At 74.4% G+C, this 17,119-nt stretch carries 15 protein-coding genes and 1 pseudogene; 6 read left to right on the forward strand and 10 right to left on the reverse strand.

Translation table 11 applies throughout. The features are described from left to right. The 4 genes from C5507_RS20910 to C5507_RS20925 form a co-directional block, all read left to right on the forward strand. Positions 1-344 (forward strand): hypothetical protein (locus C5507_RS20910; RefSeq protein ID WP_211295540.1); only part of this gene is annotated, 344 nt, incomplete at its 5' end. After that, entirely contained in the window at positions 328-2,088 is a 1,761-nt protein-coding gene (locus tag C5507_RS20915) for an IucA/IucC family protein (RefSeq protein WP_104530426.1), read from the forward strand. The genes C5507_RS20910 and C5507_RS20915, both read left to right, overlap by 17 nt. Next, complete coding sequence (locus C5507_RS20920; RefSeq protein WP_104530427.1) at positions 2,085-3,431, forward strand: glutamine synthetase family protein; 1,347 nt, start codon at positions 2,085-2,087, stop codon at positions 3,429-3,431. The genes C5507_RS20915 and C5507_RS20920 overlap by 4 nt, the downstream gene beginning before the upstream one ends. Before the next feature lie 52 nt (positions 3,432-3,483). Next, positions 3,484-4,620: a glycerate kinase gene (locus C5507_RS20925; protein WP_104530428.1), complete on the forward strand. Its 1,137-nt coding sequence runs from the start codon at positions 3,484-3,486 to the stop codon at positions 4,618-4,620. On the opposite strand, the gene C5507_RS20930 is transcribed toward C5507_RS20925, so the two are convergent. From C5507_RS20930 to C5507_RS20945, 4 genes are read right to left on the reverse strand one after another with little or no spacing between them, the layout of a single operon-like run. Next, positions 4,598-5,377 carry a DeoR/GlpR family DNA-binding transcription regulator gene (locus C5507_RS20930; protein ID WP_104530429.1) on the reverse strand — a complete coding sequence of 260 codons (780 nt, stop codon included), beginning with the start codon at positions 5,375-5,377 and terminating at the stop codon, positions 4,598-4,600. The two genes, C5507_RS20925 and C5507_RS20930, sit on opposite strands and share 23 nt — an antisense overlap. A 13-nt stretch (positions 5,378-5,390) precedes the next feature. Beyond that, positions 5,391-6,428 carry a 4-hydroxythreonine-4-phosphate dehydrogenase PdxA gene (pdxA, locus tag C5507_RS20935; protein WP_104530430.1) on the reverse strand — a complete coding sequence of 346 codons (1,038 nt, stop codon included), beginning with the start codon at positions 6,426-6,428 and terminating at the stop codon, positions 5,391-5,393. Positions 6,429-6,471: 43 nt separating this feature from the next. Next, positions 6,472-7,809, reverse strand: coding sequence for a four-carbon acid sugar kinase family protein (locus C5507_RS20940; protein WP_104530431.1), 1,338 nt, complete (start codon positions 7,807-7,809; stop codon positions 6,472-6,474). 18 nt (positions 7,810-7,827) lie between these two features. After that, on the reverse strand, positions 7,828-9,342 hold the full coding sequence (locus tag C5507_RS20945; protein ID WP_104530432.1) for a GntP family permease: 1,515 nt from the start codon (positions 9,340-9,342) through the stop codon (positions 7,828-7,830). A gap of 348 nt (positions 9,343-9,690) precedes the next feature. Between C5507_RS20945 and C5507_RS20950 the strand changes: the two genes are divergently transcribed. After that, a complete protein-coding gene (locus tag C5507_RS20950) occupies positions 9,691-10,140 on the forward strand; it encodes a cupin domain-containing protein (RefSeq protein WP_104530433.1) in 450 nt (149 codons plus the stop codon). A 144-nt stretch (positions 10,141-10,284) separates the two neighbouring features. Here C5507_RS20950 and C5507_RS20955 read toward each other — a convergent pair whose 3' ends face one another. From C5507_RS20955 to C5507_RS20975, 5 genes are all read right to left on the reverse strand, one after another. Next, complete coding sequence (locus tag C5507_RS20955) at positions 10,285-10,536, reverse strand: Txe/YoeB family addiction module toxin (RefSeq protein WP_104530434.1); 252 nt, start codon at positions 10,534-10,536, stop codon at positions 10,285-10,287. Then, positions 10,533-10,778, reverse strand: coding sequence for a type II toxin-antitoxin system Phd/YefM family antitoxin (locus C5507_RS20960; RefSeq protein WP_104530435.1), 246 nt, complete (start codon positions 10,776-10,778; stop codon positions 10,533-10,535). The genes C5507_RS20955 and C5507_RS20960 overlap by 4 nt, the downstream gene beginning before the upstream one ends. A gap of 39 nt (positions 10,779-10,817) precedes the next feature. Continuing rightward, on the reverse strand, positions 10,818-11,972 hold the full coding sequence (locus C5507_RS20965; RefSeq protein WP_104530436.1) for an acyl-CoA dehydrogenase family protein: 1,155 nt from the start codon (positions 11,970-11,972) through the stop codon (positions 10,818-10,820). After that, complete coding sequence (locus tag C5507_RS20970) at positions 11,972-13,969, reverse strand: acetyl/propionyl/methylcrotonyl-CoA carboxylase subunit alpha (RefSeq protein WP_104530437.1); 1,998 nt, start codon at positions 13,967-13,969, stop codon at positions 11,972-11,974. The genes C5507_RS20965 and C5507_RS20970 overlap by 1 nt, the downstream gene beginning before the upstream one ends. A gap of 114 nt (positions 13,970-14,083) precedes the next feature. Then, on the reverse strand, positions 14,084-15,697 hold the full coding sequence (locus tag C5507_RS20975) for a carboxyl transferase domain-containing protein (RefSeq protein WP_104530438.1): 1,614 nt from the start codon (positions 15,695-15,697) through the stop codon (positions 14,084-14,086). Positions 15,698-15,788: 91 nt separating this feature from the next. Between C5507_RS20975 and C5507_RS20980 the strand changes: the two genes are divergently transcribed. Beyond that, on the forward strand, positions 15,789-16,385 hold the full coding sequence (locus C5507_RS20980; protein ID WP_104530439.1) for an SACE_7040 family transcriptional regulator: 597 nt from the start codon (positions 15,789-15,791) through the stop codon (positions 16,383-16,385). A 1-nt stretch (position 16,386) separates the two neighbouring features. On the opposite strand, the pseudogene C5507_RS20985 reads toward C5507_RS20980, so the two are convergent. Then, a pseudogene (locus C5507_RS20985) lies at positions 16,387-17,119 on the reverse strand (hypothetical protein); the annotation flags it as partial.

Here is a 17,119-nt window from a genome sequence, read left to right on the forward strand (position 1 = left end):
CCGGGCCCGGTGCGGCCGCGCCGGCCGCGCTCGCCGCCGGCCGGGTCGTCTTCGGCGTCGGCCTGGGGCTGCTGGTGGTCGCGGTCGACCTGCGGGTGTTCACCGCCGTCGGCACCGCCGGGCCCGGGTTCGCCGCCGTGGAGACCGCGCGGTCGGGAGCGCTGCTGGCCGCACCGGTGCTGGCCACCGCCGCGGCCGCGGTGGCCCTGCCGGCGCCGCTGCTGGTCGCCGCGGTCCTGATGGCGGGGGCTGCCGCGCTGGCTCCGCTGACCACGGCCGCCGCTCCGTCCTCCCTTCCCCCGCCCGTCCCCGTTCCGGAGGTCCGTCATGAACCTGCCCGCTGACTCCACCGACCCGACCTGGCAGGAGGCCGGCCGCCGGCTGGTCGCCAAGGCACTGGCCGAGTGGTCCTACGAGGGCCTGCTCGCCCCCCTCCCCGACGGCCCCGGGGCCTGGCGGCTGGACCTCCCCGGTGCGCCGGCCTACCGGTTCCGCGCCCGACAGGGCGGCTTCGGCACGTGGCGGGTCGACCCCGGCAGCGTCGTCCGGGGCGACCGCGCCGCGGCCGACCCCGCCCGGCTGGTCCTGGACGCCCGCCCGGTGCTGGACCTGGACGGCCCGACGACCGCCGAGGTGCTGCGGGAGCTCACCGCGACGCACGCCGCCGAGGCCCGCCTGCTCGCCGGCGGGGAGCCGGCCGGCGCGCTGGCCGACCTCGGCTACGCCGAGCTCGAGCAGCACCTCACCGGCCACCCGGTGCTGGTCGTGAACAAGGGCCGCCTGGGGTTCAGCGCCGCCGACCTGGACCGGTACGCACCGGAGTCCCGGGGCACGGTGCGGCTGCGCTGGTACGCCGCCCACCGCTCCGTCGCGAGCTACTCCGGCGTACCCGGGCTCGACCAGCCGAGGCTGCTGGGCGAGGAGCTCGACCCGGAGACCCGGCAGGCGTTCGCGGCGGCGCTCGCCGGGCGGGTGACCGACCCCGCGGCGTACGTCTGGCTGCCGGTGCACCCCTACCAGGACGAGGCCGTCGTCCGCACGCTCTTCGCCCGGTACCTGGCCGACCGGAGGCTGGTCCCGCTCGGCGAGGCGCCGGCGGCCTACCGGCCGGTCCAGTCGGTGCGCACGCTGGTCGCCCCCGGCCAGCGGGACGTCAAGACGCCGCTGCTGATGCGCAATACCCTGGTCTGGCGGGGGCTGGGGACCCGGGCGACCGCCGCGGCTCCCGACGTCAGCGCCTGGCTGGCCACCCTCCCGGCCGGGGACCCGGAGCTGCGCGCGACCGGGCTGGGGCTGCTCGGCGAGGTCGCCAGCGTGGTGGTCGCCCACGACCTCTACGACGAGGTCGAGGACGCGCCCTACCGGTACGGGGAGCTGCTCGGTGCGGTGTGGCGGGAGCCGGTCGCGGCACACCTGCGCCCCGGGGAACGGGCCCGGTCGCTGGCCGCGCTGCTGCACGTCGACCCGGCGGGCCGCGCGCTCCTCACCGAGCTGGTCGACCGCTCGGGGCTTGCGCCGCGCGACTGGCTGGCCCACCTGTGCGACGCGCTGCTGCCGGGGCTGCTGCTCTGCCTCACCCGTCACGGCGTGGCCTTCTGCCCGCACGGGGAGAACACCGTGGTCGTGTACGGCACCGGCGACGTGCCGGTGCGGGTCCTCGTCAAGGACTTCGCCGAGGACGTGACGCTGCTGCCCGGCCGCGAGTACCCGGGCCTGTCCGAGCGGGCCGACCGGGTGCTGGTGCGCTGGCCGGCGCAGGAGATGGCGCACAGCATCATCAGCGCGGTCCTCGCCGGGCACTTCCGCTTCCTCGCCGGCGTGGCCGAGGACCACCTCGGCGTCCCGGAGGAGGAGTTCTGGGCCGTGGTCCGCGATGCCGCGCTCGGCTGGCGGGCGCGGCACCCCGACCTCGCCGGCGCCTTCGACGCCCTCGGCCTGTTCGACCCGGAGGTCGAGCGCGTGGCGCTCAACCGGGAGCACCTCACCGGCGGCGGGTTCCACGACCGCGCCGAGCGCGACGCCGCGCCCGACGTCGTGCACGGTTCCGCCGCCAACCCCCTGTCCGCCCTCGCGGTGGTCCCGGCGTGACGATCCTCGACGAGCTGCGCGCGCAGGTGGACGACGGCCGGGTCGAGGAGGTCGTCCTCGCGCTGCCCGACCTGGCCGGCCGCCTGCAGGGCACCCGGCTGTCGGCCCGGCACTTCCTGGAGAGCACGGTGACCGACGGGTTCGGTGCGTGCACCTACCTGCTCACCACCGACGTCGACATGGCCGTGACCGCGCCGTCACCCGAGCTGGACCCGGACGGCACCGGCTACGGCGACATGGTGCTCGTGCCGGACCTCGCCACGCTGCGACCGCTGCCGTGGGACCCGGGCACGGTCCTGGTGCTCGCCGACGCACGCCATCCCGACGGCCGCCCCGTCACCGTCGCGCCGCGGCACGCGCTGCGGATGCAGGTCGACGCGCTCGCCGAGCACGGTCTCGTCCCGTTCGCCGGGGTGGAGCTGGAGTTCCGGGTCTTCACCGAGTCCTACGCCGCCGCGCAGGCGGCCGGGTGGTCCCGGCTCACCCCGGCCACCCGGTCGGGGGTGGACTACGCGCTCGTGGGCCTGGAGCGGATGGAGTCGCTCACCCGCCGGCTGCGCCGGGAGACCGCCGCCGCCGGGCTGCGGCTGGAGTCGGCCAGGGGCGAGTGCGCGCCCGGTCAGTACGAGATCGTCTTCCGCTACGACGAGGCCCTGGCCGCCGCCGACGCGGCGGCGTTCTACAAGACGGCGGCCAAGCAGATCGCCGCGCAGGAGGGCATGGCGCTGACCTTCATGCCCAAGTACGACGCCGCCGAGGGCAACTCGTGCCACCTGCACGTCAGCCTCCGCGGCCGGGACGGCGCGCCCGTCCTCGCCGGGGACGGCGCGCACGGGGAGTCCGCGCTGCTGCGCCGGGTCCTGGCCGGCCAGCTCGCCTGCCTCCGGGAGCTCACCCTGCTCTTCGCCCCGACCGTCAACGCCTACAAGCGGCTGCGGCCAGGGGCGTTCGCCCCCACGTCGGTCGCCTGGGGGCCGGACAACCGGCTGGCGGCCCTCCGGCTGGTCGGCTCCGGCCCTTCGCTGCGGCTCGAGCACCGCGTGCCCGGAGGGGACGCCGACCCGCACCTCGCCCTGGCCGCGGTGCTGCTCGCCGCCCGGCACGGCATCGAGCACGACCTGCCCCTGCCCGACCCGGTGCGGGGAGCGCCCGGCCCGGACGCGCCGGCGCTGCCGGCGTCCCTGCCGGAGGCGGCCGACCTGCTCGACGCCAGCGAGATCGCCCGGAAGGGTCTCGGCGACGGGCTCGTCGACGCCCTGGTGACCGCGGCCCGGGCCGAGTGGGCGGCGTACGGCGGGACCGTCACCGAGTGGGAACGGAACCGGGGCTTCGAGCGCCGGTGACCGGCGGACGCCACCACAGGACCGGCGGGACCGGGCTGGCACGATCCCACCCATGACTCGGGTGCTGGTCGCTCCGGACAAGTTCAAGGGCTCGCTGACCGCGGACGAGGTGGCCCGGGCGGTCGTCCGGGGCCTCACCTCGGAGGTCCCGGATGTCGACGTCCGGGCCCTGCCCGTGGCCGACGGCGGCGACGGCACCCTCGCCGCAGCCGTGGCCGCCGGCTTCGAGCGGGTGCCGGTGACCGCCACCGGGCCGACCGGGACGCCGGTGGACGGCGCCTACGGCCGCCGGGGGGACACCGCGGTGGTGGAGATGGCCGACGTGTCGGGGTTGTCCCGCCTGCCCGGCGGGCGGCTCGCCCCGCTGACCGCGACGAGCCGGGGCACGGGGGAGCTGATCAGCGCCGCCCTCGCCGACGGGGCTCGGCGCGTCGTCGTCGGCATCGGGGGCAGCGCCTGCACCGACGGCGGGGCGGGCATGCTCCAGGCGCTCGGTGCCCGCCTGCTGGACGCCGACGACCGCGAGATCGGCCCGGGCGGCGAGGAGCTCGGGCGGCTGTCCCGCGTGGACCTGGACGGGCTCCAGCCGGTCCTGTCCCGGGCGGAGGTCGTGGTCGCCTGCGACGTCGACAACCCGCTGACCGGCCCGTCGGGGGCCGCGGCGGTCTACGGCCCGCAGAAGGGGGCCGACGAGGACCAGGTGGGGCTGCTGGACCGGAACCTCGGCCGGCTCGCCGACCGGGTCGCCGCCGCCACCGGCCGGGACGTGCGGAACTCCCCCGGCGCCGGCGCCGCGGGCGGGGTCGGCTTCGCCGCGATGGCCGTCCTCGGGGCCACGCTCCGGCCCGGGATCGACCTGATGCTCGACCTGCTGGACTTCGCCACCCACCTGCGCGACGTCGACCTGGTCGTCGTCGCCGAGGGGTCGCTGGACGAGCAGACCCTGCACGGCAAGGCGCCGGTGGGCGTGGCCCGGATGGCGCGCGAGGCCGGCGCCGAAGTGGTCGCCGTGTGCGGACGCACCACGCTGACCGGGGAACAGCTGCGCGGTGCGGGGATCGACGCCGTGTACGCGCTCGCCGATGTGGAGCCCGACCCCGACCGCAGCATGGCGCACGCCGGGGAGCTGCTGGAGCGGGTGTCCGCGGAGCTGGCCCGCCGGCACCTCACCCCACGCGGACGACGCTGATCCCCCGCCGCGCGAAGGCCGCGACCGTGGCCGCATCGACGGCCTCGTCGGTGAGCACGCTCCACGGCCCGCTCAGCCGGGTCCACGCCGGCGGGTTGGCCGGCGCCAGCTTGGTGGCGTCGGCGAGCACGAACACCTGCGCGGACCGCCCGGCGACGAGCTCCTTGACGTAGGTCTCCTCGACGGTCGGTTCGCCCAGCCCCCGATCCGGGTGCAGCGTGTCGGCGCCGAGGAAGGCCACGTCGAAGGCCAGCCGGCCCAGCGCGACCTCCGCGAGCGCGCCCGCCACCCCGTGGCTCAGCGGCTGCACCTGGCCTCCGACCATGATCACGCGGATGCCGGGGGCGCGCGCCAGGTGCAGCGCCGCCTCCAGGCCGCGCGTGGCCACGGTGAGCGGACCGCGACCGGCGAGGACCCGGGCCAGGGCCAGGCAGGTCGTGCCCGCGTCCACGAAGACGCTGGCCTCGGCCGGCACCCGCTCGGCAGCCGCCGCCGCGATGGCCGCCTTGGCCCCGGCCTGCAGCCGCTCGCTCTCCCCGAACGGCCGTTCGTGGAAGACCTCGCGGACCAGGGCGCCGCCGTAGGTGCGGGCGATGCGCCCCTCGCGCTGCAGCCGGGTCAGGTCCCGCCGCACCGTCGAGGCCGAGACGCCGACCCGCTCGGCCAGCGTCTCGACCCCGTCGACGCCGCTGCGCAGCATCGTGACCAGCGCCTCGTGCCGCTCCTCGGTCGAGCGACGTCTGCGCGACTCCGTCATGGGCGGCCCGGGCTCATGACCCGTAGGTCCGGCGGATGTTGTCGACCTGGGGCGCGTAGTCGACAGCGGCCAGGTAGGCCGACAGCATCGTGCCGTGACCTGCCTTGCCGGTCCCGGCGATGTCGAACGCCGTGCCGTGGTCGACCGACGTCCGCAGGATCGGCAGGCCGACGGTCACCGAGATCGTGCCGTCGAAGTCGAACGTCTTGGCCGGGATGTGCCCCTGATCGTGGAAGTGGGAGAGCACGCCGTCGTACCGGCCGACCAGCCCCTGGTGGAACACCGAGTCCGCCGGGATGGGGCCGCGCACGTCCAGCCCGTCGGCCCGCGTGGCCTCGCACGCCGGACCGATGTGCACGATCTCCTCGTCGCCGAAGTTGCCGTTCTCCCCACCGTGCGGGTTGAGCGCCGCGACGGCCAGCCGCGGGTTCTCCACGCCGAACACCTGGAGGGCGGTGTGGGCCTTGCGGATGGAGTCCTCGATGCGTTCCTTGTCCAGCTGCTCGATCGCCTTGCGCAAGGACACGTGCCGGGTGGTGAAGAAGATCCGCAGGTGGTGCCCGGGCTGGGCGGTGTTGCGGACGACGAACATGGTGTCCTGCTGGGTGACCCCGGTCAGCTCGCCCAGCATCTCGGTGTGACCGAGGTGCTCCGAGCCCGCGGCCCAGATGGCCTCCTTGTTGATCGGGCCGGTGACGATCCCGGCCACCTGGCGCTCCATCGCCGCCCGCGTCGCGGTCTCGATGGCGGCGATCGCGGCACGGCCGGCGCGCTCGTCGACCTTGCCCCACTCGGGCACGTCGTCGCCGAGGACGCCCGTGTCGACGATGTCGATGACCCCCTCGGCGGGTTCCACGTCGAACCCGTCGACGGCGCGCACCTCGACGTCCAGGCCCATCGCCTCGACCCCCCGTCGCAGCGCGGCGGCGTCACCCACGGCGACGCCGTGGTGGTCGGCCGCACCGGCCTGCTCGGCCAGCGTCCGCGCCGTGATCTCCGGGCCGATGCCCACCGGGTCGCCCAGGGTCACTGCAAGTACGTGTCGGGTCATGTCGTCGTCTCCTTCGTGCGGGCCGGTTCTGGTCGGTCGGGCGTCAGTCGGGTGGTCGGTCGGGGAAGCGGGTCGCGGCGGAGGCGACCCTGCGGCGGTCGAGCTCGACGGTGCGCCGGAGGTGGTCCACGCACTCCACGGTGGTGCCGACCTCGCCGACCAGCCCGCCCTTGGTGGCGATGTGCAACCCGTCCCACGGTCCTCCGACCAGCGTCCCGGCGACGGCCAGGGGCACCACTTCACCGGAGATCTCCAACCCGTGCGACCCCAGCTCGGCGAGGACCGCCGCGGTGACGTCCCCGCCCGTGGTGAACAGCCCCTCCACCGGGTGGGCCTCGACCGCCCGACGCACCGCCGCGGCGAGCTGTCGCGGGATCAGGGCGGCGTCCTCCGCCGTCGTCGGCATCACGTCGGAGTCGTCGATCACCGTCGCGAAGACGACGACCTCGTCGGGTCCCGCCCCGGTCAGCGCCTGCTCCAGCGCAGCGGCGGCGGCCTCGACGTCCGGTACGGCACTGCTCGGCAGGCACGGCACCCGGTGCAGGACGGCTCCGCGCTCCGTGGACAGCTGCTGGAGCTGAGCCCGGGTCAGCTCGGTCGCCGAGCCCGAGACCACCAGGAGCGGAGCGCCACGGGCCGTCCGCCCCAGACCGAGCGCCCGGGCCATGGCCACCGAGCCGGGGCCGGGATCGCTCGTCACCCACACCAGGTCCAGCCCCTCCGCCGCCGCCACGGCCGCGGTGGCGATGCGATCCAGGTGCTCCTCGGTCATGGCATCGACGACGAAGGCGTCGACGCCGCCGGTGAGTGCCGACCTGAGGGCGCCCACCAGGTCCGCCCGGGGCCCGGTCACCGTGGCCATGGGCACCAGGTGGGCGTCGAGGTCGGCCTGCTGCCCGAGGATCTCCCGGACGTCGGAGGTGCGCATCGGCGTCCGCGCATCGCGGGCCACCTCCGTCTCCTCCAGGCGCCGCCCGTCGAGCAACTGGGTCCCGCCGATGGTGTGCCGCCCGGCCGCCGGGTGAGCCGGCGCGCACAGCACGACGACCCGCCTGCCGCTGAGCCTGCGGACCTCGTCGGCCAGGGCCTGCGTGGTCGCGCCGACGTTGCCGCGCAGGGTGGTGTCGATCCGGTTGCAGACCAGCTGCGCGGGCCAGCCGGCTCGCACCGCCTCGCCCACCAGGCGCGCCGCCTCCTCCGGCGGGGCGTGCCGGCTGTCGGTCGTGGCCACCACCACGTCGAAGCGGGCCACCATGTCGGTGACCACGTCAGCACGCGTGGCGGCGCTCGCCGTCGCCGCCCGCAGTCCGGCCTCGGCGAAGTCCGCGGCCGTCGCGTTGGCGCCGGTCAGGTCGTCGGCGACGACGAGCACTTCGGCCATGAGGGGGCGCTCCCGCCGTCAGAGGAAGAGGCTGGCGACGAGCAGCAGCGGCAGCGAGGCCGCCCACACGGCCGTGGTGATGCCCGACCAGCCCTTCAGCGCGGCGGTCCCCTCCAGGCCGGTGAATCGGGTGACCACCCAGAAGTAGGAGTCGTTGAAGTAGCTGAAGACCATGGAGCCGGCGCAGCAGGCCAGCGCGGCCAGCAGCGCGGAGAGCCCCAGGGTGTCCACCAGCGGCGCCGACACCGACGCCGCCGTGATCATGGCGACCGTTCCAGACCCCTGCGCGATGCGGACCAGGGAGGCGATCAGGAAGGGGACCAGCACGCTCGGGAGCGAGAGACCGGCCACCGCCTCGGCGAGCTCGTTGCCGACCCCGGTGTCCCGCAGCACCTGACCGAGCGCGCCACCGGCGCCGGTGATGAGGATGATCAGGCCTGCGGATGCGGCGGCGTCGGAGAGCCAGCCGTGCACCCGGTTGCGCGGCGTCCACCGGGGCAGCAGCAGGTAGACCGCGAGGACGATGCCGATGATGAGCGCGACGACCGGGTTGCCGACGAACGCCATGATCGCGGCGAAGCCCGAGGGGGTGTACTCGTCGGTCGGCGACAGGACGCCCTGGGTGTTCCGGTCGATGGCGGCCGTGACCGTGTTCAGGACGATCAGCAGCAGCGGCACGAGGAGCGGGAGCGAGGCCAGCCCGAAGCCCACCTTGTGCGGCGCGGCACCCTCGGGAGCCTCGCCGAGCGCGGACGTGGGCGGGTCCTCCCGCAGCGGTTCCCCGCCGTCGAGGTCGTCGGCGCCCACGCCGACACCTCCGCGTGCACCGCCGCGGCCACCGGCGGCCGGGGATGCGCCGGCCCCTGTGCCGGTCGGGACACCGGCGTAGACCGCCTCCCGGACCCGCGGGTCGACCTCGCTCTCAAGCTTCGGTCCCATCCAGCTCGCGTAGAGGATGACGACGGGGACGAGCAGCAGCGCGAAGGCGAGACCGGCCAGGATGAGCCCACCGAGGTCGGCACCGAGGATGCCGGCGACGGCCAGCGGGCCAGGGGTCGGGGGAACCATGTGGTGGGTCAGGGTCATGCCGCAGCCCAGCGCCAGGGCGAGGGTGACGTAGCGGCCGCGGATGCGGCGGGCGATGGACCGCGCCAGCGGGTTCATGATCACGTACCCGGAGTCGCAGAAGACCGGGATGGAGACGACGGCTCCGGTACCGGCCATGGCCCAGTGCTCGCGGCCCTTGCCGAGCAGCTTGACGAACTTCTGCGCCAGCGCGTCGGCCGCCCCGGACACCTCGAGGATCTTGCCGATCGCCACACCCAGGCCGATCACGATGCCGATCGAGGCGAGGGTGTTGCCGAAACCGGTGGTGATCGAGGTGATGATCTCCCCCGCCGGGGCGCCGGCGACGAAGCCGGTGACCAGCGCAGCCAGCAGGAGCGCCACGAAGGCGTCGAGGCGGGTGCGCAGCACGATCACGACGATCGTCGCGATGCCGAGCACGAGGGCGAGAAGCAGTTGCACGTCCATGCGGGACCTCTCTGACACTCCTCCGCCGTTGGAGGAATCCAGGGGAATAGTGGGCCACCCCACTGCGCAGAGCAAGCGATAGCGGCTCAAAACTGCGCACTTCGCGCAGTTACGCCGCCGTGCACCCAGCCGGGCGCACGCCGTCGCCGTCGTGGGCCCGGTACGGCCCGGCCGCGCAGCCACCGTCCGCTGGGCGTCGAGCCGGCCGCCCCGGCCGGCCGACAGGTCGACAGGTCGACACGGCGAGATGTCGGCACACCGACATGCGCCCCCGCGGCCGAGGGCGTTGACCTGCGCGCGCCACGACAGGACCGTGGGCGCCGACGCGACCACGCACGGAGGTGCTCGATGACCCTGCTCGGACCCGGGGACGGGACACGGCTGACGGCGCTGGGCTCGACGTACACCACCAAGGCCGACGGTGCCGCCACCCGCGGGGCGTACTGGCTGGTGGAGGAGGAGTTCTGGGGTTCCACCACCCCCCTGCACACCCACACGACCGCCGACGAGGCCTTCTACGTGCTGGCCGGCCGGGCGGCGGTGTGGCTCGACGGCGGGGAGACCGAAGCCGGCCCCGGCACCTTCCTGCTGGTGCCCCGGGGGCGTCCGCACGCGCTGCGCCGGCTCACCGACGAGCCGGTCCGGATGCTCACGCTGGTCGCCCCGGCGGGGATGGAGCAGTTCTTCCAGGCCGTCGCGGACGCCGGCGAGGAGGAGCTGCTGGCCGATCCGGAGCGGCTCGTCGAGCTGGCCGCCGAGCACGGCACCGAGATCCTCGGCGACCATCCCGGCCTCTGATCCGGCAGCGCGCGAGCTGTCGGGGCGCGGGGCCACGACTGCCGCCCAGCGGCGGCGGATGAGCGCGTCCCACTCCCCGTCGATCTGTCCGTCCTCGCCGACGACCGGGGTCGGACACGCGCTGGATGCAGCGTGCCGCCGCCTTCAGTAGTGGTAACGAGCCTGCAGGACGACGAGGTCGTCACCGTGGAGCATGTAGACGAGCCGGTGTTCCTGATCGATCCGGCGCGACCAGCACCCGGAGAGGTCTCCCCGCAGGCGTTCTGGCTTGCCCGCCCCCGAACCAGGGTCACGGGTCGCCTCGTCGAGGAGCCGGTTGATCCGGAGCAGGACCTTCCGATCTCCCGCCCAGCTCGTGTAGTCCTCCCACCCGTGGGTGGTGAAGACGATCCTCACCGGATGAGCTCGTGCGGTTCCATCTGACCACCGGCCGCCTCGGCGAGGCTCTCGCGGAGACGCTGCGCGTTCTTGGGCGACTGGAGCAGGTGCACCGTCTCCTTCAACGAGTGGTACTCGTCTTCCGAGACGAGGAACGCCGTCCCCTTCTTGGACACGATCTCCACCGCGATCTGGTCGGCGTTGACCGCCTCGATCAACGGGAACAGTCGCTGGCGAGCCTCGCTGGCAGTGATGGACACATGACCTCCATCGGCAAGTGGTACCAGAAACTGTACAGGTCAGCCGACGCCGAGGTCTCGGGCGATGAGCATCCGCTGCACCTCGCTGGTGCCCTCCCCGATCTCCAGGATCTTGGCGTCGCGGTAGAAGCGGCCCACCGGGAACTCGTTCATGAAGCCGTACCCGCCGTGCACCTGGGTGGCGTACCGGGCGTTGTCCATGGCGACCTCGGAGCTGTACAGCTTCGCGATCGAGGCCTCCCGCTTGAACGGCTCGCCGCGCAGCATCTTCTCCGCTGCCCGGTAGTAGGCCAGCCGCGCGGTGGAGGCCCGCACCTCCATGTCGGCGATCATGAACTGCACGGCCTGGTTCTTCCCGATCGCCTGCCCGAAGGCCTCGCGCTCACCGGCGTACTTCACCGACTCGTCGACGCATCCCTGCGCGAGCCCGACGGACAGCGCCGAGATCGCGATCCGGCCCTCGTCGAGGATCGAGAGGAACTGCGCGTAGCCGCGCCCCCGCTCCCCCACCAGGTTCTCCTCAGGCACGCGGCAGTCGTCGAAGGCCAGCTCCCGGGTGTCGGAGGCGTTCCAGCCGACCTTCGAGTACCGCTTGCCCACGGTGAAGCCCGGCGTCCCGGACGGGACGATGATCGCCGAGATCTCCTTGCCGCCGTCGGGCTTCGTGCCCGTGACGGCGGTGACCGTGACCAGGCCGGTGAGGTCGGTGCCGGAGTTGGTGATGAACGCCTTGGAGCCGTTGATCACCCACTGCCCGTCCTCCAGCCGCGCGGTGGTCCGCGTGGCGCCGGCGTCCGAACCGCCACCGGCCTCGGTCAGCCCGAAGGCGCCCAGCAGCTCACCGGTGCACAGCCGGGGCAGCCACTCCTGCTTCTGCGCCGGCGTCCCGAACCGGTAGATCGGCATCGCGCCGAGCGAGACTCCTGCTTCGACGGTGATCGCCATCGACGAATCGACCCGCGCCAGCTCCTCGAGGGCCACGCAGAGGTCGAAGTAGGTGCCGCCCGCGCCGCCGTACTCCTCGGGGAAGGGCAACCCGAACAGTCCGAGCTCGCCCATCTGCCGCACGATCTGCGTCGGGAACTCGTCGCGCTCGTAGAACTCGCCGATCTGCGGGGCGATGACCTCGCGGGCGAACTCCCGCACGGTCGTCCGGAGGGCCTCGGTCTCGTCGCTGAGCCGGTAGTCCAACATCAGTTCTCCTGCTGCTCGGGCCCGGCCGCCGGGGTCACCAGCGCCAGCCGCTCGTCCAGCGCGACCGTCTGGCCCGCCGTCACCGCGAGCTCGGCCACCGTCCCCGCGATCGGGGCGGTGAGCACGTGCTCCATCTTCATCGCCTCGACGACGAGCAGCGGGGTCCCCGCCTCCACCTCGTCGCCGACGGACGCCTGCACCACCGTCACCGTGCCCGGCATGGGCGAGCTGACGACGCCGTCGCCGACTGCCGCTCCGGCCGCCGACGACAACCGCTCCTGCTCGCGCAGGCCGGTCACGTGCCCGTCGGCGGCCAGCCACACCATCCCGCCGGAGTGGACGACGGCGTAGGACGTGGTCTGGTCGCCCACGGTCACGCGCAGGCGGTCGCCGTCCCGGATCGCCCGGGCCGGCACCGCACCTGCCGCCACCTGCACCTCGGCCGCCGCCGCGCGTCCCCGCAGCCGCACCTCCACCGGCTCACCGCCGCCGGCCTGCAGCCGGCGCACGGTCCACGCCGGCTCGCCGAGCCGCCAGCCGTCGGACACGTCCCAGCGGTCGACGACGGGGCCGGCCGGCTCGGACTCCACGAGCAGCGCCAGGGCCGCCGCCGCGTACACGGTGAACGGCACGGGCTCGGCGGCGGTGAGCGCCTCGCCCCGCCGTTCGATCAGCCCGGTGTCCAGCTTCCCCGCGACGACGTCGGGGTCGGTGAGCAGTGCACGCAGGAACGCGGCGTTGGTCGTGACCCCGAGGACGGAGGTCCGGCCCAGCGCTCCGACGAGCCGAGCGCGGGCGGTCTCGCGGTCCGGCGCCCAGGCGATCACCTTGGCCAGCATCGGGTCGTAGTCGGTGCCGACGACCGAGCCCACGGCCAGCGAGCTGTCCACCCGGATGCCGGGACCGGAGGGCTCCGCCAGCCCGAGCACCGTGCCGGCCTGCGGGAGGAAGCCGCGCGCCGGGTCCTCGGCGTACAGCCGCGCCTCGATCGCGTGCCCGTCCAGGGTCACGTCGCTCTGGTCGATCGGCAGCCGCTCGCCGGCCGCCACGCGGATCTGCTGCTCCACCAGGTCCAGGCCGGTGATGCACTCGGTGACCGGGTGCTCGACCTGCAGCCGGGTGTTCATCTCGAGGAAGAAGAAGTCGCGCGGGCGGTCGGCGTCGACGATGAACTCGACGGTCCCGGCCCCGGTGTAGCCGACAGCCCTGGCCGCCTCCACGGCCGCGCGGCCCATCGACGCGCGCCCGGCCGTGTCCAGCAGCGGCGACGGCGCCTCCTCGATCACCTTCTGGTGCCGGCGCTGCAGGCTGCACTCGCGCTCGCCGAGGTGGATCACGTTGCCGTGCGCGTCCCCCAGCACCTGCACCTCGATGTGCCGGGAGTTGCCGACGTAGCGCTCGACGAGGAGCGTGTCGTCGCCGAAGGAGCTGCTCGCCTCGCGGCGGGCAGCGGCGATGGCGTCGGGCAGCTCGTCCTTGGCCCGGACCACGCGCATGCCCTTGCCGCCGCCACCGGCGCTGGGCTTGAGCAGCACCGGGAAGCCGACGGCGACGGCGGCGTCGGTGACCTGGGCGTCGCTCATCCCCGGCTCGGTGCGGCCGGGGACGACCGGGACGCCGGCGGCCATCACGGTCTGCTTGGCGCGGATCTTGTCGCCCATCGCCTCGATCGCGGCCACCGGCGGGCCGATGAACACGACGCCGGCGTCGGCGCAGGCGCGGGCGAACTCCACGTTCTCCGAGAGGAAGCCGTAGCCCGGGTGGATCGCCTGGGCGCCGGCGCCCTGAGCGGCGGCCAGCACCCGCTCGATCGACAGGTAGCTCTGCGCCGCGGGAGCAGGCCCCAGCCGGACGGCGACGTCGGCCAGCCGGGTGTGCAGGGCGCCGGCGTCGGCGTCGCTGTGGACGGCGACCGAGCGGATGCCCATCTCGCGCAGCGTGCGGATCACGCGGACGGCGATCTCGCCGCGGTTGGCGACCAGGACGGTGTCGAACATCAGACACCCCGGCTCTCGCCGTGAGTTTCCGCGGAAAAGCACGGTGGGTTTCCGCGGAAACCCACGGCGCGGGTTCGGCGGAAGGTGCACGAACCGCCGGGGGCGGCGGTGCGGTCACATGCGGAAGACGCCATAGCCGACCTCCTCGAGGGGCGCGTTGGCGCAGGCGGACAGGGCGAGACCGAGCACGGTGCGGGTGTCGGCGGGATCGATGACGCCGTCGTCCCAGAGCCGGGCGGTGGCGTAGTAGGGGTGGCCCTGCGCCTCGTACTGCTCGCGGATCGGCGCCTTGAACGCCTCCTCGTCCTCGGCCGGCCACTCCTCGCCGCGGGCCTCGATCCCGTCGCGGCGGACGGTGGCCAGCACCGAGGCCGCCTGTTCCCCGCCCATCACGGAGATCCGGGCGTTGGGCCAGGTGAAGAGGAACCGGGGCGAGTACGCCCGGCCGCACATCGAGTAGTTGCCGGCGCCGAAGGAGCCACCGATGACCACGGTGATCTTCGGTACCCGCGCGCACGCCACGGCGGTCACCATCTTCGCGCCGTGCTTGGCGATGCCCCCGGCCTCGTAGTCCCGGCCGACCATGAAGCCGGTGATGTTCTGCAGGAACAGCAGCGGGATCCTCCTGCGGTCGCACAGCTCGATGAAGTGCGCGCCCTTGAGCGCCGACTCGGCGAACAGCACGCCGTTGTTGGCGACGATCCCCACCGGGTGGCCGTGCAGCCGGGCGAAGCCGGTGACCAGCGTCTGCCCGTAGAGCGGCTTGAACTCGGCGAACCGGGACCCGTCGACCAGCCGGGCGATCACCTCGCGGACGTCGTAGGGCGTGCGCGGATCGGGCGGCACCACCTCGTAGACCGACCGGGGGTCGTGCACCGGCTCCGCGACCGGCTCGACGTCCCACGGCCGCGGCTCGCGCGGGCCCAGCGTGGACACGATCTGCCGGACGATCTGCAGCGCGTGCGCGTCGTCGTCGGCCAGGTGGTCGGTGACCCCGCTGACCCGGCTGTGCAGGTCTCCCCCGCCGAGGTCCTCGGCGGTCACGACCTCCCCGGTCGCCGCCTTCACCAGCGGCGGGCCGCCCAGGAAGATCGTGCCCTGCTCCCGGACGATCACGGCCTCGTCGCTCATCGCCGGCACGTAGGCGCCCCCGGCGGTGCACGAACCCAGGACGGCGGCGATCTGGGCGACGCCGGCCTTGGAGAGGTTGGCCTGGTTGTAGAAGATCCGCCCGAAGTGGTCGCGGTCGGGGAAGACCTCGTCCTGCATCGGCAGGAACGCACCGCCGGAGTCGACCAGGTAGACGCACGGCAGCCGGTTCTGGAGCGCCACCTCCTGCGCCCGGAGGTGCTTCTTCACCGTCATCGGGTAGTAGGTGCCGCCCTTGACCGTGGCGTCGTTGGCCACGACCACGCACTCCCGGCCGGCGATCCGGCCGACGCCGGTGATGATCCCGGCGGCCGGCGCGTCACCGTCGTACATGCCGTGCGCGGCCAGCGCGGACAGCTCGAGGAACGGGCTGCCCGGATCGAGCAGGGCGTCCACCCGCTCCCGGGGCAGCAGCTTGCCGCGGGCGGTGTGCCGCTCGCGGGCCCGCTCGCCACCACCGAGGGCCACCCGCCGGAGCTGGTCGGCGAGGTCGGCGACGAGTTCGGCGTGCGCGGCGGCGTTGCGGGCGGCCGCGTCAGGATCGGCCTTCAGGGCACGGGGCAGCACCGGTGCGTCCACGTCGCAGAGGTTAACCGTCGTTCACGCCGGCGGTCCAGCTCACACGTCGGAGGGCTAACCGTCGTTCACGAGCGGGGCTAGCATCCCGGGCATGACCTCGACGCGGGACGCGGCGCTGCACGCCGACGTCGACCGCCCGTCGCGGCGCGAGCAGATCCTGCGGGCCGCGGCGCAGCTGTTCGCCGAGCGCGGCTCCCGGGCGGTGGGGGTCGACGACGTCGGAGCCGCCGTCGGGGTGACCGGCCCGGCCATCTACCGGCACTTCAGCAGCAAGGACGCGATGCTGGCCGAGATGCTGCTGCGCATCAGCGAGCGGCTCGCCGACGGCGGCCGGGACCGGGTGGCGGCCGCCGGCGCCGATCCCGCGGCCCAGCTGCGCGCGCTGATCGACTTCCAGGTGGAGTTCGCCCTCGACAACCCCGCGCTGATCGTCGTGCACGACCGGGACCTCACCTCGCTCCCGGCGCCGGAGGCGACGCGGGTGCGCCGCCTGCAGCGGCAGTACGTGGAGGTCTGGGTGACGGTCCTGGCCCGCCTGCACCCCGGCGCCGAGGCGGCGGACTGCCGCGCCCGCGCGCACGCCGTCTTCGGGCTGATCAACTCCACCCCGCACAGCGCCGGGCGGCTCGGCCGGCCCGCCATGCACGACCTGCTCGCCCGGATGGCGGAGGCGGCCGCGACCGCGTGAGTCAGCTCCCGGGCAATGGGCGGGTCGGCAGCGACAGGCCGTCGGTGGCCACCTCGTCCACGGCGGCGACGCTGCCCACCGCGGCCGGGTCGGACCACGAGCTCTCCACGATGGTCACCGTCGGTCCGGAGACGGCGCTGGCGTACTCCGCGGAGCGCAGCGCCGAGGGCCCTCCGTCGAAGGTGACCCCCTCCCGCAGCAGGTCGTTGACGTTGCCGCTGCCGTTGGTGTCGGCCAGCTCGCGCAGCTGCCTCGCCGTCGCCGGGTCCGCCATGGTCGCGCGGACCACCGAGACGACCACGGGCCGGCCCTCCGCCGAGGCCGAGTACAGCGCCCTGGACAGGCCCGTGCAGTCGTTCTGCGCCAGGAACCCGGCGACGTCACCGTAGGCGTGGCCGGCGCACGTGTCGGTCACGTCCGTGGCCTCGAGGGTGTAGCTCGTGCCGTCGACCACCTCGACGTCACCGGTCCGGGGACCGGCCTCCGCCGTGGGGGTCGCTGACGTGCCGCCACCCCCGCCCACGTCGGGCTCAGGCCCGGACAGCAGCCACAGCCCGACTCCGACGACGACGGCCAGCGCGACCAGCGCCGCCAGCAGCACCGGCCAGCGGCGGCCCCCGGCAGCGCCGGACCGCGGACGCCCGCGGTCGGGCGGCGGCGGGCCCCAGGCCGGGGACAGCGGCGGACGTTCCGGTGGGGGCGGGGCGTCGGCCCCGGTCACCGCCGGCAGCACC

It is taken from the genome of Blastococcus saxobsidens (assembly GCF_002938435.1).
Taxonomy (GTDB): Bacteria; Actinomycetota; Actinomycetes; order Mycobacteriales; family Geodermatophilaceae; genus Blastococcus; species Blastococcus saxobsidens.